Raw genomic sequence first — 15,863 nt, 5'->3', positions numbered from 1 at the left:
TACGCGCCACTGGCGCCTACGACTTCCCGCGAAGGCGGGAACCCAGGTTAGTGCGCAGACCTACATCTGCCTGAACAAATCCACATAATTCCGACTCACCACCAGCTGCTCATCCCTTCCCTTGAGCCGCACATGCAGCCGCCCGCGAAAATCCGTCCGCGTCCCCGCCACATGCCTTGCCGCGACGATCACCCCGCGATGGATCTGCCAGAACTGCCCCGCATCGAGCTGCTCCTTCAACTTGCTCAGCGGCGTGCGTATCAAACACTCCCCATCGGCCAAAAACACGCTGGTGTACTTGTCGTTGCTCTGAAAATAAATCACCTCGTCGATCGCCACCAGCCGCGTCTCCTGCCCCTTGGCCGCGCGGATCCACTGCAGCGGCGCAGGCGCCGGCGCGGCGACGCCGAGTTGGCGCAATAGCGCGGCCAGTGTATCCGGGGCAGGCGCAGCGGCCGGCGTGGCCAGCGCCTCTTTCAGGCGCGCCACCGTGCGCTCAAGCCGATCGAGCCCGATGGGTTTGAGCAGGTAATCGAACGCCGCCTGCTCGAAGGCCTGCAGCGCGTAATGCTCATACGCGGTGGTGAACACCACTCGTGGCGGTTTGGCGCCGGTGCACAGGCGCGCGGCCAGTTCGATGCCGTTCAGGCCCGGCATCTGGATGTCGAGGAACACCACCTGCGGCGCCAGTTCGTCGATCAGTTCCAGTGCCTGCACGCCGTTGGCGGCGCGGGTGACGCGCAGTTCGGGCCAGGCGAGGGCGAGCTGGGATGCGAGGTAGTCGAGCAGGTGCGGCTCGTCGTCCGCGATCAGGGCGTGGGGATGGTCGATGATGGCACCGTATGCAAGGGAAGCAGCAGGCGCGCGGTCACGCCGCCGGCAGGGTTTTCGATGAGCTGGAGCCGGGCGGCGCCGGCGTAGAGTTGCTGCAGGCGCTCGCGCAAATTGGACAGGCCGACACCGCCGCCCGGACGCGGCGCAGCCTCGCGCAATCCGAGGCCGGTGTCCGCCACCTCGATGCACAGCAGGCCCTCATGCAGGCGGGCGCTGACGACGATCTCGCCGCCATCGAGTTTCGGTTCGATGCCGTGCATGATCGCGTTCTCCACCAGCGGCTGCAGCAGCATCGGCGCCACCGGCAGGCTGGCCACGGCCGGGTCGAGCGCGAAGCGCCAGCGCAGGCGCTGTTCCATGCGCACGCCCAGCACGTCGAGGTAGGCGCTGGCCAGGGCCAGTTCACCGCCCACGGTGGCGTGCTCCGCGCGGCTGGCCGACAGGCTGGCGCGCAGGTAGTCGATGAAGCGCTCCAGCATGCGGCGCGCCTTGGCCGGCTGGGTGTCGATGAGGCTGACCACGTTGGCCAGCGTGTTGTAGAGGAAGTGCGGCTCGATCTGGGCCTGCAACGCGCGCAGGCGGGCTTCGGCGATGAGGCGGCCGGCGGCGGCGATCTGCTCTTGCTGGCGCGCGCGTTCGGTTGCCTGGCGCATGCGCCGCTCGCCCACGGCCAGCACGATCACCATGATGCTCGCCGTCGTTGCGCCGACGCCCAGCAGGATCGTGAGGCTGAAGCGATGCTGGAACATCAGCAGCGGATTGCGGCCATGCAGTAGCGTATTGCCCAGCGCGACGCCCACCACGCTCGCCAGGCACACCGCCACCAGCTGGGCGATACGGAAGGGCCACAGGTTTTCCGAGCGGGGCAGGTAACGCTCCAGCAGGTGCAGCGCGCCGTGGATCAGGTAGCCCACCACATTGCTGATGACAAGCGTGTAGAACAGCATCCGCCCGAAGGATATCTTCCAGTAGGTGGCAAGCAGATGCTGGACCAGTGCCACGACAATGGCGATCAGGCTGCTCCAGATCGCTGTATATAACAGGTTGCGCGGCACCGACGGCGGCCAGCGCCGGAACAGCGGAATCAGTTCCAGCGGATGGCCGCGGTGGCGGACGGTGTCGCAGCGTGGGGTGCTTGAAGTGGTGATAGTCATGCTGATAGGAAATTACCATGAAAGCAGTGCGGTGTGCGATAGGGAAGCCGGGCCAAGGCCACCGGCCCCGCCTTGATGCGGGCCGCATCGAACACCGTCAGCACGCCGACCCCGGCGCGCAGGTCGTGCGCGACGCCGACCAGGTAGCCGTCGGTTTCGCTGCGTGCACCGCGGCGCGGCACCAGCACGTGTTCCTCCACCTGCCAGCCGGCGCCGAAGGCATGGCTGTCGGCCTTGCCGGTATCGGTGTCGACCAGGTTGACCGTGTCGAGCACCGCATGCGCGCCCTGGCCGGTGGTGCCGAGCAGGGCCAGCCGGCGGTGGCGGCTGCCCACCACCTGCGGCATCACGCGCGGGAACTCGCTGGCGCCGAACAGGCGGCTGCACCGCGCCTGGCCGCTGGCATAGTCCAGGCACACCTGCACCGTACTGCTGCGCGTTTGCAGGCCCGCGCGGCGCTCGCCCTGCATCAGGCTGCCCAGTTCGGCGAGCACGTCGCCCTCATGCAGCACCACGTCGAAGCGGGTGCAGGCGCCGTCTTCCCAGGCGTTCCCGAAGTGGAACACCATCTGCGGCGGCAGTTCGAATATCCGGCGCACGGTGAGCGTGTCCTTGGACACCACCACCACGCGCAGCGGCCGTGCATTCGGCCCGCTGCCGGCCCAGGCGTGGCGCTCGGCGAAGCTTTTTCCCTCTCCCGCTTGCAGGTCGTAGGGCGGGATCAGGAACACCAGGTGCTTCGCGCTGACGGCGAAGTCATGCACCATGGCTTGCCGCGGCACCGGCACCAGGGCCGTGCGCAGGACCTGTCCGTCGCTGCCGATCTGGTACAGCGCGAGCTGGCCGGCGCCGGGCAGGGCGCCGAAATTCCACATGCCGCCCTGCGGGTCGAGCTTCGGGTGGGCCGAGAAGGGCATCGCGCGCAGGTCGTCGCGCCAGGTTTTCACGCCGGCGGTGGCCAGGGTCTCGGGGTCGATTTCGTGGGCCGAGCCTCCTTCCCACAGCGCGTACACGTGGCCGTTGAAAGGCAGCAGGTTGGTATTGGCCGCGTTCATGCTGTCGTTGTCGCGGAAACCCCGGCGCGCCACGTAGGTGCCGAAGGAGGGGTAGAGGAATTGCCCGGCGGCGGATTCGTCGGTGAAGCGGCGCGTTTCCACGAAGCGGCCCTGGTGGCGGACCCTGCAGTCCTGGATTCGCCAGCGCTGCACGAAGCCGTCGCCATCGAACCAGTGGTGGTAGCGCTCGCCGCCCAGTTCGAAGCGGCCGGGGCCGTTGCGGTAGAAACTGCCCTGCAGGTCGGGCGGCAGACGTCCGGTGATACTCGCTTCGCCCTGCTGGCTACCGACCGTGTCGGCGTAGACGGCCAAGGCCGGGTCGCGCGCGAGGGCGGCGTGGAAGCGGCGCCAGGTTTCCTGGTCGGCGCGGGCGGCGCCGGCCAGGCTCAGGGCGCCGAAGCCTAGTCCGGCTTCGAGAAAGCGGCGGCGGTCCATGGCGGCGTCCTAGCGCAGGCTGACGTCGGCGGTGGCGCCGGCGGCCGGCAGCGCGAGCTTGACCTGCTCGAAGCTCGGCGGGCCCATGTTGCCGCGCGCGTTGTTGCTGAAGGCATGGTCCTCGGAGGGGATGCCCATGGGGTTGCGGTCCATCTTGTTGTTGCCGTTGGCATCGTGGAACAGGGCAATGCCGTAGTCGCCGGCCGGCAGGTCCCTGATGACCAGTTCTACTTTCCCGGCGGCGGCCGCCACCTGCGCCGTCTTGAGCGGGCGCTTCAGGAAGCCTTCGGCCGAATCGTAGACGGCGACCAGGATATTGCCCTGGGCCGAGCTCACGTCGTTGACGCGGACGGTCAGGTCGGCGGCGCCGGCGCCGAGGGCAAACAGGGAAGCGGCGAGGAAGGCGGCGGTGCGGATCGGGTGCATGCGGGTCTCCAGTGGGTAGTCGATGGCGCCACTCTAGAAGGTGCTTGCTTGGCTTGCGCGTGCCTGCGACGAGGCGGCTGCGTGGGGGCGCGAATTGCATTCCGGCGGCGCGAAACGGCGTGCAAACATTTCAGTCGTGACAGCGCCGCTGCGGCGTATGATGGGGGCGTGTGGCGGCAAGCCCACTTGTCGCCGGTCGTGTGTAACGCCACAGGAGACTCACCATGTACGAGCACGGCAATGAATATGTCGGATCGGTATTCGTCTTACCCGAAACACGCTGCTTCGAGCTCAGGACCACCGTCGAAGGCGAGTCCTCAATTATCACCGGCACCATCTCCCAGCAACTGGCCGCCCGCTTTGCCGAAGGCGCGGCAGACCCGATCGACCCGCGCCAGGTAGCGCTGCAGCCGCGCCGGGTCGAGGTCGTGACCCGCGAAATCCACGAACGGCACCGCGCCCCGCGCAAGGTGTTCTGCCTGTCCCGGCTGTATGACTTCGAGACCCAGGGGCAGGGCAGTCCCGCACCCGCCATGGCGTGAACCGTATCCGCACATGAAAACGCCGCCCGGCTTGCGCGGGGCGGCGTGATGGCGGCGAGCGCCGCTTGCGGCGTCAGGTGAACGCGACGAAGCGTTCCGGGATATCGATCGTGCCGGCTTGGGCAGCTGCGGCATAGGCGCGCATTTCGGCGATGACCGCCTCGAGCTGCGCATTGTCCGGTTTCTGGAGGAAGAGTTTCATGCGCTCCTGCAGGGAGGCCTGCTGGTCACGCCATTCATAGCGGGAAGACTTGCTCATGCTGCCTCCTCGCGGCGAACTGCCGCTGTTGTTGTATTGTCCATGACATTCTCCTAGTAACAAGGAGTCCAGCTTGTCATAAGCGCCCGCACCAGGTCGGTGCGATGGCGCACAGATTTTTTACCGCTTGGTCAAAATATGCTGCGGTAAAACAACTCTAGACGTTCGGAAAGCAAATGGCGCGCCTCGTCCCGTGATGGCTGCAGGTCGGGAAACAGGAAGCGCAGCACCGGGTCGCCGTTGATACAGGCTATCAGGTGTGCACCGAGCAGGGCGTACGGGGCGTCGGGACGCAGCTGGGCCTGGATATCGGCACGGGCAAAATAGCGCTCGAGCATTTCCCGGGTTGCGCGCGGACCGGCCTCATAGAAGGCCTCGGCCAACTCGGGGTTGCTGCCGGCTTCCGCAATCACCACGCGCTGCAGGGCCATGGCGTCGGGCTCGCACAGCATGTCGTAGAAATGACCGGCGAACTCGTCGATGACCTCGCGCATCGGGCGTTGGTCGACATCCATTTTCCCGACCGGGAAAAAGCGCGCGCGGCGCGCTTCCAGCACGGCCTTGAGCAGGCCGGCCTTGCCACCGAACTTCACGTAAATGGTTCGCACCGCGACCCGCGCTTCGCGGGCGATCGCTTCCAGGCTCAGGCCGTTATAGCCGTGGCGCAGGAACAGGCAACCCGCGATATCGATCAGTTCCCGGGTGCGCGCCTCGACTTCGGACGCCTTGGGGCGGCCGGCGGATTTGGCCGGTGGGGTGGTCTCGGGGGTGGCTTTGCTCATGGGCTTTACTGTAATCCAGCCTCTAATGAAATGCAACCGTTTCATTTCTTGACTTCGGCCAGCGCTTGTCGAATAATGCGCTTAATCCATTTCATTTCATCGGAGTTCGACCCCATGGCAGAATCGCACACCCCGGCCGCCCAGCAACCCGCCGCCGCTGTCCCCGCACCGGCAGCCCCTGGCAAGACCCCGCCCAACAAGCGCGTGCTGGGCGCGGTGGCGCTGATCGCCCTGGCCGCCATCGGTGCGGGCGGGCGCATGTGGTACCGCAGCCACCATTACGTGGAAACCGAGAATGCCTATGTCACCGGCCGGGTGCACCCGGTGTCGAGCCGCGTGGCCGGCGTGGTCACCCGGGTACTGGTGGACGACAACCAGCACGTAAAAGCAGGCGACGTGATCGCCGAACTGGATCCGGCCGACCACGCGGTGCGCATCGAACAGATCGAAGCGCAGATCGCCTCGGTAGAGCAGCAGATCGGCCAGGCCGGCGCCCAGGTGGCGCAGGTGAAGGCGCAGGCCGCCGCCGCCGCCGCCCAGGTGAAGCAGGCCGAAGCCCAGCTGGTGCGCGCGCGCCAGGACGCCGACCGTTTCGGCCAGCTGTATACCGACACCATGAAGGCGGTCTCGAAGGCGGAAGTGGACGCCTCGAGCGCGGCCCGCGCCGGCGCGGTTGCCGACGTGTCTGCGCGCCGCGAGAGCGCCAGCGCCGCGCTGGCCCAGGTGGCCGCCGCGGACGCCGGCCGCGACGTGCTCAAGGCGCAAGTCAAGGTGCTGCAGGCGCAACTGAAGGATGCGCGCCAGCAGCTGGCCTACAACCGCATCGTGGCCCCGGTCGCGGGCCGGGTCGGCAAGCGCAGTGTCGAAGTAGGCGCCCGCGTGCAGCCGGGCCAGCAGTTGCTGGCCGTGGTCGAGGACGAGGTCTGGGTTACCGCCAATTTCAAGGAAACCCAGCTGGCCGAGCTGGTGCCGGGCCAGCAGGTGGCGCTCGAGGTCGATGCGCTGCCGGGCAAGCACCTGGTGGGCCGCGTGCACAGCTTCTCGCCGGCCTCGGGCAACCAGTTCGCGCTGCTGCCCTCGGATAACGCCACCGGCAACTTCACCAAGATCGTCCAGCGCGTGCCGGTCAAGATCGTGCTCGACCCGGCGGACGTGAAGAAATACGCCGGGCGCCTGGTGCCGGGCATGTCGGTGGTGGCCGAGGTCGAACTGGGCCAACAGAGCGCCCACGTGCAGACGGCTGCGGCCGCTCACTAAGGTTCCATCATGACCAGCCTCACCAAGGCCGCGCTGCCCGCCGCACCGCTGGATGGCGCCCGCATCGACGCCCGCACCTGGATCGCGGTGGCGGCCGGCATGCTGGGCGCTTTCATGGCGGTGCTCGACATCCAGATCACCAACTCCTCGCTGCGCGACATCCTCGGCACGCTGTCGGCCACCCAGGAAGAGGGCTCGTGGATCTCGACCGCCTACCTGTGCGCCGAGATCGTCGTGATCCCGCTTACCGCGCTGTTCACGCGCGCCTTCGGGGTGCGCTACTACATGATCGGCACCACCGCGCTGTTCCTGGTGTTCTCCACGCTGTGCGGCGCGGCCTGGAACCTGGAAAGCATGATCGTGTTCCGCATGCTGCAGGGTTTCACCGGCGGCGCCCTGATCCCGATGGCGATGACGCTGGTGATGACCCGCCTGCCCGCCTCCAAGCGCGCGGTCGGCATGGCCATCTTCGGCCTCACCGCCACCCTGGCCCCGGCCATGGGCCCGACCCTGGGCGGCTACCTGTCGGAGCTGTACGGCTGGCCCTCGATCTTCTACATCAACTGGGTGCCGGGCGTGCTGCTGATCGCCGGCATGGCCTACGGCCTGGCGCCGGAAAAGCCGAACTTCAAGACCCTGTTCAACGCCGACTGGCTGGGCATCGCCCTGATGGCGATGGGCCTGGCCTGCCTGACGATCTTCCTGGAAGAGGGCAATTCGAAGGACTGGTTCGAGTCGTCCTTCATCGTCACCTTCGCCGCGCTGTCGCTGGTGGGCATCCTCGGCTGGGTGGCCCTGAGCTTCACCCGGCCCGACCCCTTCGTCAACCTGCGCCTGTACGGCCAGCGTAACTTCTTGGTGGCGACCGTGCTGTCGGCGGTGACCGGCATGGGCCTGTATGGCTCGTCCTTCCTGCTGCCGCTCTACCTGGGCCAGATCGCCGGCTACACGCCGATGCAGATCGGCGAAGTGATCGCCTGGGTCGGCCTGCCGCAACTCTTGGTGATGCCGTTCGCGGCGGCCCTGTCGTCGAAAGTGGACAACCGCATCCTGTGCTCCTTCGGCCTGCTGCTGTTCGGCGGCTCCTGCCTGATGAACGCCTTCATGGATGCCAGCACCGGCTACGACCAGCTGATGGTGACCCAGGTGGTGCGCGCCATCGGCCAGCCCTTCGTGATGCTGACCTTGTCGAATTTTGCGATGGCGGGCGTGGCGCCCAAGGACATGCCGTCGGCCTCGAGCCTGTTCAACATGACCCGCAACCTGGGCGGCTCGATTGGCATCGCTCTGCTGGCCACGGCCCTGAGCGTGCGCGAGCACTTCCATTCGGCGCGCCTGGGCGAGGCGGTGTCGAACTACGCGCTGCCGACCCAGCAGCGCCTCGAACAGCTGACCCAGGGCTTCATCGCCGGCGGCGTCGACCCGGCAACGGCGGCCAACCAGGCGCTGGCCGTGGTCGACCGCATCGTGCGGCGCGAAGCCTATGTGATGGCCTACAACGACGGCTTCTGGATCATCGGCATCGTGCTGCTGGCCTGCATCGGCGCGATCTGGCTGGCCGACAAGGTCAAGTCGCCGGGCGGCGCTTCGGCTGCGCACTGATTAAGGAATCAAGAATATGAACATGATCAAAAATTTTGCACTCGTTTCCGCACTGGCCGCGGCGCTGGCAGGCTGCACCACCCTCGGTCCCGACTTCCAGGCCCCGGCCGGCGCCCTCGACGCAGCCTACCGCCATGCGGCGCCAGCGGGCGATACGGCCCGCCTGCCGGCCAACTGGTGGACCGTGTTTGGCGACGCCACCCTGGATAGCCTGGAAGCGCGCGCCCTGCGCGACAACCCCGGCGTGAAGGCCGCCGCCCAGCGCCTGCTGCAGGCCCAGGCCCAGCTGGGCGTGGTGCGCGCGGGGCAGGCGCCCAACGTGGCGCTGGGCGCGGGCATCTCGAACACCCGCACCTCGAGCGAGACCGCGCAAGGCATCGCGCTGGGCGGACGCTCGATCGAAGGCAACAACTACACGGTCGGCGCTTCGCTCTCGTATGAGCTCGACCTGTGGGGCCGGGTGCGGCGCGTGGTCGAAGCCTCGGACGCCCAGGCGCTGGTGGCCCAGGACGACCGCGACGGCGTGATCCTGCTGCTGTCCAGCCAGGTGGCGTCCTCGTACTGGCAGCTGCGCGGGCTGGATGCGGAACTGGCGATCCTGCGCGGTGCGCTGGACGCGCGGCGCGAAGCGCAAGAGCTGGTCGAGGCGCGCTTCAAGGCCGGCCTGACCAACGAGCTGGATTTGTCGCGCAGCCGCATCGAGCGCGCCAATGCCGAAGCAGACCTGCACGAGGTGCAGCGCCAGCGCAATACGGTGGAGCATGCGCTGGCCACGCTGGTGGGCGCCTCGCCGAGCGCGCCGCTGCTGGCGGACAGTGCGTCGGCCCAGCTGCCGCTGCCGCCCGCGATTCCGGTCGGCCTGCCGGCTTCGCTGGTCGGCCAGCGCCCGGACCTGGCGGCCAGCGTCGCGCAGCTGAAGTCCTTCAATGCCCAGGTGGGCGTGGCCGAAGGCGCCTTCTACCCATCGCTGTCGCTGACCTCGAACTTCGGCTTCGCCTCCGAGCACCTGCGCGACCTGGCCAGCGGCGGTGCGCGCCAGTTCTCGTTCGGGCCGCTGGCGCTGTCGCTGCCGGTATTCGACGGCGGCCGCAACCAGGCCAACCTGGCGTTGTCGAAAGCGCGCTACGAAGAAGCGCGCGCCAACCACGACACGCGCTTGCTCACCGCGCTGCGCGAAGTGGAAGACGCGCTGTCCGACGTGCAGCAGCGCCAGCTGCAGGGCGACTTGCAGGCCCAGGCCCAGCAGGCGGCGGCGCGCGCGCTGCTGGTGGCGCAGGCGCGCTACGGGCGCGGCCTGTCGACCTACCTCGACGTGACCGACGCCCAGCGCAATGCGCTGGCGGCCGACCGCGCGGCCAGCCAGATCCGCACCCAGCGCCTGCTGGCCACCGTGGCCGTGGCGCGCGCGCTCGGCGGCGGTTGGGAGCAGGGCGAGCCGGTCGCCACGATCGCCAAGGCCCCCACAGTGAAATAGCAAGGGTGTACAGGGACGGCGCTACAATGGACCATCGTTACTCAACCATGCGAGAAACCATGTCCCTGTCACGCGTTGTGTTCACCGCCGCCCTGCTGTCCTCCAGCGGGGCCTTCGCCCAGTCCTGGCAAGCCATCACCAGCGGTTCCGATGCCGAGCTGCGCGGCCTGTCCGTCGTCAGCGACAAGGTGGCCTGGGCCAGCGGCGCCAGGGGCACGGTCCTGCGCACCGTCGACGGCAAGACCTGGCAGGCGATGCAGGTACCGGACGCCGACAAGATCGACTTGCGCGACATCCAGGCCTTCGACGCCAGCACCGCCGTGGCGATGGGGGCCGGGCCCGGCGCGGCTTCGCGCATCTACCGCACGGAAGACGGCGGCGCGACCTGGCGCCTGGTGGTCACGAATGGGGTAGCAGAGGGCTTCTGGGACGCGATGGCATTCTGGGACAAGGACAACGGCATCCTGTTCGGCGACCCGGTCAAGGGCAGCTTCCAGGTCTACACCACGAGCGACGGCGGCAAGACCTGGCTTGAGGTTGCCGCCAAGGGCATCGAGGCGATGCCGAACGAGGGCGCCTTTGCCGCCAGCGGCACTTGCCTGAGCGTGGCCGGCGCGAACGACGCCTGGATCGCCACCGGCGGCAGCGCTACCGCGCGCGTGTTCCACTCGGCCGACCGCGGCAAGACCTGGCGCGCTTCCTCCACCCCGATCCCGGCCGGCGCGCCCGCACGCGGCGTGTTCTCGGTCGCCTTCCTCAACAGCAAGGACGGTTTTGCCGCCGGCGGCGACTACAAGCAGGCCCGCATGGCCGGCGTCAACGGCGCCTACACACAGGACGGCGGCGCCAGCTGGACGCCGGTCGAGGTGGCGCCGGCCGGCTACCTGTCGGTAGTGATGCCGGTGCCGGGCGCGCCGCGCGCGCTGGTGGCGGCCGGCCTGGCCGGATCGGGCTATTCGCTCGATGGCGGCCGCAAGTGGACCGAGCTGGACAAGACGCCGGTGAACACGGTCGGCTTCGCCAGCCCCACGCAGGGCTGGGCGGTGGGACCGAAGGGCCTCGTGATGCGGTATGCGGGGCCGGCACTGAACGCAGCGCGCTAATATCTCTCTACTGACAACGACCAGGGACACCATGAAGCACATCCTCGCTCCCCTCATGCTGTGCGCGGCCATCGGCGCCGTGCCTGCCACTGCCGCGGCCGAACCGGCCACCGCCGCCCAGCTCGCCACCATGGCCAAGCGCTTCGCGCCGGCCGAGCTGAAAGCCGATACCTCCCAGCTCTCCAAGGGCGACCGCGCCGCCATCGTCAAGCTGATCGAAGCGGCGAAGATCATCGACACCCTGCAGCTGCGCCAGCGCTGGGCCGGCAACGACGCCCTGTGGGTCGCCCTGCAGAAAGACAATTCGGCGCTGGGCCGCGCGCGCCAGGACGCCTTCTGGCTGAACAAGGGCCCATGGTCGGGCCTGGACGATAACCAGTCCTTCATGCCGGCCGAATACGCCGGCATCAAGATCCCGGCCAAGAAACCGGCCGGCGCCAATTTCTATCCGGAAAACGCATCCAAGGCCGCGCTGGAAGGCTGGATGAACGCCTTGCCGGCCGCGCAAAAGTCGGAGGCGCAGTGGTTCTTTACCGTGATCCGCAGCGACCGCGACGGCAAATTCAAGAGCGTGAAGTACTCGGACGAATACCGCCCCGACCTGGAAAAGCTGGCCAGGCTGCTGCGCGAAGCCGCCGCCTCCACCGACAACGCCTCGCTCAAGAAATTCCTGACCTTGCGCGCCGATGCTTTCCTGAGCAACGACTACCTGGCCTCGGACTTCGCCTGGATGGATCTGGATTCGCCGGTCGACATCACCATCGGCCCCTACGAGACCTATAACGACGAGCTGTTCGGCTACAAGGCCGCGTTCGAAGCCTACGTCAGCATCCGCGACAACAAGGAAACGCAAAAGCTCAATTTCTTCGGCAAGCACCTGCAGGAACTCGAAGACAACCTGCCGCTCGACAAGCAGTACCGCAACCCGAAGGTCGGCGCGATCGCCCCGATGGTGGTGGTGAACCAGGTATACGGCGCCGGCGACGGCAACATGGGCGTGCAGACCGCCGCCTACAACCTGCCCAACGACGAACGCGTGATCCGCGAGCGCGGCTCCAAGCGCGTGATGCTGAAAAACGTGCAGGAAGCGAAGTTCGAATCGACCCTGAAGCCCATCTCGAAACTGGTATTGCGCCCGCAAGACCAGAAGGACCTGGATTTCGATTCCTTCTTCACCCACATCCTGGCGCACGAGATCATGCATGGCCTGGGCCCGCACCACACCAAGCAGGGCGGCAAGGAATCGACCCCGCGCCAGGACCTGAAAGATACCTACTCGACCATCGAGGAAGCCAAGGCCGACATCACCGGCCTGTGGGCGCTGGGCTACATGATGGACAAGGGCCTGCTGAAGGACACGCTGGGGCAGGGCGCGGCCGCCGAGCGCAAGCTGTACAACACCTTCCTGGCCTCGAGCTTCCGCACCCTGCACTTCGGCCTGACGTCCTCGCACGCGCGCGGCATGGCGATCCAGGTGAATTACCTGCTCGACAAGGGCGCCTTCGTGGCCAATGGCGACGGCACTTTCTCGGTGGACTTCAAGAAGATCAAGCAGGGCGTGATCGACCTGGACCGCGAGTTCCTGACCATCGAAGCCACCGGCGACTACGCGCGTGCCAAGGCGATGATGGCCAAGTACGTCGTCATCCGCCCGGAAGTGCAGAAGGCGCTCGACCGCCTCAAGCAGAGCGTGCCGAACGACATCCGCCCGGCCTTCGTGACGGCGGCGTCGTTGACGAAATAAGGGAAAGGGCGGCACGATTGGCATCGACGCAACAGTGCCGCCAAATTTACCTAACTTAAAGTAGTTGCTTCGTCAATCCATACAGGGTCCATGTTATAGTCACCGCATTGCCTAGGGGAAATTATTGGCGCGCATGTGCAGCTCATGCCGCGCCGCTCCCGAGGCGCTTTTCAATGACCACGACATGACGACGAAGCCCCTTTCCCCTGGCGCGCGGCTGGCCATCGGCTACGGCGCCGTGATCCTCCTGATGATCGCCCTGGCCGTGCTGGCCGCGGCGCGTGCGGGCCAGATCGACCATCTGCTGTTCCGCATGGATGAGGTCAGCGGCATCAAGCAGCGCTACGCGGTCGACCTGCGCGCCAGCGTGCGCGACCGTTCCATCGCCGTGCGCGATGTCGTGCTGGCCCCCGATGCCGCCGCCGCCGCTGCGCCGATCGGGCGCATCAAGACCCTGGCCGACGCCTATGCGCGCGCGGCCTCGCCGCTGGACGCCCTGTTCCACGAACTGCCAGGCATCCTGCCGGCCGAACGGGAGGCGCTGGCCGCCATCAAGGAACAGGAACGCCGCACCCGGCCGCTGGTCGACCGCGTGGTCGCCCTGCACGCGCAAGGGCAGGCGCAGGAAGCGGCGGCGCTGATGTCGCAGCAGCTCGCGCCCGCCTTCGTGGACTGGCTGGCCAGCACCACCCGCTTCATCGAACTCGAACACAAGCTGGCGGCCGACGACATGGCGGCGGCGCGCCAGCTGGCGGCCGGCTTCTCGCAATGGATCATCCTGCTGTGCGCCGGCGCCGTGGCGGCCGCCGTGCTGGGCACCTGGTATGTGGCGCGCGAACTGCGCGGCGCCGCCGCCGAGCCGCAAGCCGACACGCCGGCCGTCATCCCGGCCGTGGCCGCGGCGCCGAAACACGTCGACGACATCGTCGGCGCCATCGACGGGCTGGCCTTCCAGGCCAACATCCTGGCGCTGGACGCCTCGGTCGAAGCGCTGCGCACCGGCGAGATCGATGAGGACCGCTCGGAAGTGGCGCAGGACCTGCAGGCGCTGGCGCTGCGCTCGGCCGCCGTGGCCAAGGATATCCGAGACCTGGTCGGCAGCCCGATCGCGCACATGGAAGACACCGGCGCGCTGGAAGCGATCGCCAATGCCGTGGCGCGGGTCACCGCCGTCACCGCGGCGATCGGCGTCGAAGCGGGCAGGCCGGCCCTGTTCAGCGAATCGGCCAGGCGCACCACGGCCCTGCTGCAGGCCTCCACCGCCGCCGCCGCGATCGAGGCGGAATCGGAACGCCTGGCCCAGCTGGCTGCTCCCGCGGCAGCCGAATCCGGCACGGCTGGCGGGCAAAACTGACAAGTTTGCCGTTCTAAACAGACGCAAATATTTTCCCAAAAGCAGGGCTTTATCTCGGGCTAGAATTGCCGTTAGGCACTTTATGTCCTCGGGAGAATCCCATGTTCAAGCCTTTGCTGTTCGCCGCGACCCTGTTCGCACCGGCCCTCCACGCTGCGGAACTGACCGCGCTCGAACAGCGCTGGCTCAGCGCCGCCGGGCCGGTACTGGCCTACTCCCAGCAACTCAAACTGCCGATCGACATTACCGTCCAGCCCCAGCCGCGTCCCGGCGACGTGCCGCTGGCGATGGGCTTCAGCAATGGCCGCTGCAAGCTGGTCATGTCCCTGCGTAACAACCCCGATGCGGAAACCGTGCTGGCCGGCGTGCCCGAAGCCGAGCAGGGCGCGCTGATCGAGGCGATGGCGGCGCATGAGATCGCGCACTGCTGGCGCTATGCGCAGGGCGCCTGGCATGCGCTGCCGGCCGGCTTCGTGGAAACCGGCAAAGAAATCGCGGCCGACGCTTCGCTGCTGGCGGCCTCGAAAGCGATGCGCGAGACGCGCCGCGAGGAAGGCTTTGCCGACCTGGCCGCGCTGGCCTGGACCCGGCGCAGCAATCCTGGCGACTATGCGCGGGTGTACCGCTGGCTGGCCGGCGTGCGCGACAAGGTTGCCGTGCCGCGCAGCGGCCACGACACGCGCGTGTGGGTACGCCTGGCGGGCGACGGCTCCCCGTTCGGGGCCGCCGCCGCGCCCTTCGACGACGTCGGCGGGCTGTGGCGGGAAGGCTTGCTGCAGGCGGAATGAGGGTGGGCGTGGCGGTACAGTAACAACAGTCAAGCTTGTTTAATCGACCAGCGTTCGTTGTCGCACAGATGGTGTTCGGCGCGCAGCGTTTAATGGACGCTATCACAACAACCGACCACAAGGGACACCATCATGAACAAGCTCCTCGCCACCCTGCTCGCCACCGCCGCCGGCGCCACCATCGCCGCCGCACCAGCCTTTGCCCAGAACGATACCGCCGGCTACCAGAAGGCCATGGACAAGATCGCCGCGGACCACAAGGTCGCCAAGCAGAAGTGCGATGCCCTCAAGGACGAAGACGTGTGCGAAGAGCAGGCCGACGTGATGCGCGCACGCGCCGAGCTCGCTGCAGTCAAGAAGCACAACAACACCGCGGACAATCGCAACGCCGCCCAGCGCAAGCTGGCCGAGGCCGAGTATGAACTGGCCGAAGAAAAATGCGACACCATGAAGGGCAACGCCAAGGACAGCTGCATGACCACCGCCAAGTCGGCGCGCACCGCGGCGCTGGGCGATACCCGCGCCCGTGACACCATGACCGACACCGGCGCCACCCGCGCTGCCGCAGCCGGCAGCGCCGGCCTGATCGCGTCGACCGACACCAAGGATCCGGTGAAGGCGGCAGCCGTCGCCAAGTGCGACGAGCGCGGCAACAAGACCGCCTGCCTGGTGGAGAACAAGGACGTGGCCGCTACCACGATGGGCCATGCCGGCGACAAGACCCGCGCCGCCGCCGACCGCACCGAGAATGCGGCCGAGCGCGCCGGTTCTCGCACCGCGACCGCGCTGTCGGACACCGCGATCACCACCAAGATCAAGGCTGGCCTGGCTGCGGCGCCGGACCTGAGCGCGCTGGCGATCAAGGTCGAAACCGAGAAGGGCGTGGTCATGCTGAGCGGCTTCGTCGATTCGAAGGCGGAAGCCGACCGTGCCGAGAAACTGGCCAAGGGTGTCGAAGGCGTGACCACCGTCAAGAGCAATATCAAGGTGAAGTAAGCAGCACGGCGCCGGCCGCGGCGCCGGCCCTTCGCAAGAGCCCGCACGCTGCCTGGTG

General features: G+C 67.6%; 15 protein-coding genes. 9 read left to right on the top strand and 6 right to left on the bottom strand.

Features of this window, described 5'->3' with window-relative positions:
* Positions 1-60: 60 nt before the first annotated feature.
* Genes BM031_RS06385 through BM031_RS06370 form a run of 4 tightly spaced genes read right to left on the bottom strand, consistent with a single transcriptional unit; the run spans position 61 to position 3,904 of the window.
* Positions 61-789 (bottom strand): LytR/AlgR family response regulator transcription factor, encoded by a 729-nt coding sequence (locus BM031_RS06385; RefSeq protein WP_229408684.1) that lies wholly within the window; start codon positions 787-789, stop codon positions 61-63.
* 20 nt (positions 790-809) lie between these two features.
* On the bottom strand, positions 810-1,988 hold the full coding sequence (locus BM031_RS06380) for a sensor histidine kinase (protein ID WP_091872628.1): 1,179 nt from the start codon (positions 1,986-1,988) through the stop codon (positions 810-812).
* A complete protein-coding gene (locus tag BM031_RS06375) occupies positions 1,985-3,478 on the bottom strand; it encodes a carotenoid oxygenase family protein (RefSeq protein ID WP_091872625.1) in 1,494 nt (497 codons plus the stop codon). Before BM031_RS06375 ends, BM031_RS06380 begins: the two co-directional genes overlap by 4 nt.
* Before the next feature lie 9 nt (positions 3,479-3,487).
* Positions 3,488-3,904: a DUF2141 domain-containing protein gene (locus tag BM031_RS06370; protein WP_091872622.1), complete on the bottom strand. Its 417-nt coding sequence runs from the start codon at positions 3,902-3,904 to the stop codon at positions 3,488-3,490.
* 224 nt (positions 3,905-4,128) lie between these two features.
* Here BM031_RS06370 and BM031_RS06365 point away from each other — a divergent pair, with 224 nt between their 5' ends.
* Positions 4,129-4,446: a hypothetical protein gene (locus tag BM031_RS06365; RefSeq protein ID WP_091872619.1), complete on the top strand. Its 318-nt coding sequence runs from the start codon at positions 4,129-4,131 to the stop codon at positions 4,444-4,446.
* Between the two features lie 73 nt (positions 4,447-4,519).
* Here the strand turns inward: BM031_RS06365 and BM031_RS06360 are convergent, their stop codons facing one another.
* Together BM031_RS06360 and BM031_RS06355 are read right to left on the bottom strand one after the other, a co-directional pair.
* Positions 4,520-4,705, bottom strand: a complete 186-nt coding sequence (locus BM031_RS06360) for a hypothetical protein (protein ID WP_091872617.1) — start codon at positions 4,703-4,705, stop codon at positions 4,520-4,522.
* 131 nt (positions 4,706-4,836) lie between these two features.
* Positions 4,837-5,487 (bottom strand): TetR/AcrR family transcriptional regulator, encoded by a 651-nt coding sequence (locus BM031_RS06355; RefSeq protein WP_091872614.1) that lies wholly within the window; start codon positions 5,485-5,487, stop codon positions 4,837-4,839.
* A gap of 114 nt (positions 5,488-5,601) precedes the next feature.
* Here BM031_RS06355 and BM031_RS06350 point away from each other — a divergent pair, with 114 nt between their 5' ends.
* The 8 genes from BM031_RS06350 (at position 5,602) to BM031_RS06315 (ending at position 15,805) form a co-directional block, all read left to right on the top strand.
* Positions 5,602-6,744 carry an HlyD family secretion protein gene (locus BM031_RS06350; protein ID WP_091872611.1) on the top strand — a complete coding sequence of 381 codons (1,143 nt, stop codon included), beginning with the start codon at positions 5,602-5,604 and terminating at the stop codon, positions 6,742-6,744.
* A gap of 9 nt (positions 6,745-6,753) precedes the next feature.
* Positions 6,754-8,346 carry a DHA2 family efflux MFS transporter permease subunit gene (locus BM031_RS06345; RefSeq protein ID WP_091872609.1) on the top strand — a complete coding sequence of 531 codons (1,593 nt, stop codon included), beginning with the start codon at positions 6,754-6,756 and terminating at the stop codon, positions 8,344-8,346.
* Between the two features lie 22 nt (positions 8,347-8,368).
* Positions 8,369-9,820: an efflux transporter outer membrane subunit gene (locus BM031_RS06340; protein ID WP_091872998.1), complete on the top strand. Its 1,452-nt coding sequence runs from the start codon at positions 8,369-8,371 to the stop codon at positions 9,818-9,820.
* A 59-nt stretch (positions 9,821-9,879) separates the two neighbouring features.
* On the top strand, positions 9,880-10,923 hold the full coding sequence (locus BM031_RS06335) for a WD40/YVTN/BNR-like repeat-containing protein (RefSeq protein ID WP_091872606.1): 1,044 nt from the start codon (positions 9,880-9,882) through the stop codon (positions 10,921-10,923).
* Positions 10,924-10,954: 31 nt separating this feature from the next.
* Positions 10,955-12,667, top strand: coding sequence for a DUF8614 domain-containing protein (locus tag BM031_RS06330; protein ID WP_091872604.1), 1,713 nt, complete (start codon positions 10,955-10,957; stop codon positions 12,665-12,667).
* Between the two features lie 184 nt (positions 12,668-12,851).
* Positions 12,852-14,021 carry a methyl-accepting chemotaxis protein gene (locus BM031_RS06325; protein WP_177207669.1) on the top strand — a complete coding sequence of 390 codons (1,170 nt, stop codon included), beginning with the start codon at positions 12,852-12,854 and terminating at the stop codon, positions 14,019-14,021.
* A gap of 101 nt (positions 14,022-14,122) precedes the next feature.
* The gene (locus BM031_RS06320) at positions 14,123-14,809 is read left to right on the top strand and encodes a hypothetical protein (protein WP_091872599.1); all 687 of its coding nucleotides are present in this window, start codon (positions 14,123-14,125) and stop codon (positions 14,807-14,809) included.
* A 132-nt stretch (positions 14,810-14,941) separates the two neighbouring features.
* Entirely contained in the window at positions 14,942-15,805 is an 864-nt protein-coding gene (locus BM031_RS06315) for a BON domain-containing protein (RefSeq protein ID WP_091872596.1), read from the top strand.
* The last annotated feature ends 58 nt before the right edge of the window (positions 15,806-15,863 follow it).

The sequence above is a fragment of the Massilia yuzhufengensis genome, assembly GCF_900112225.1.
GTDB classification, from domain to species: domain Bacteria; phylum Pseudomonadota; class Gammaproteobacteria; order Burkholderiales; family Burkholderiaceae_D; genus Telluria; species Telluria yuzhufengensis.
Note: the sequence above shows the minus strand (reverse complement) of the source record. Positions and strands in the feature narration are given on the sequence as shown.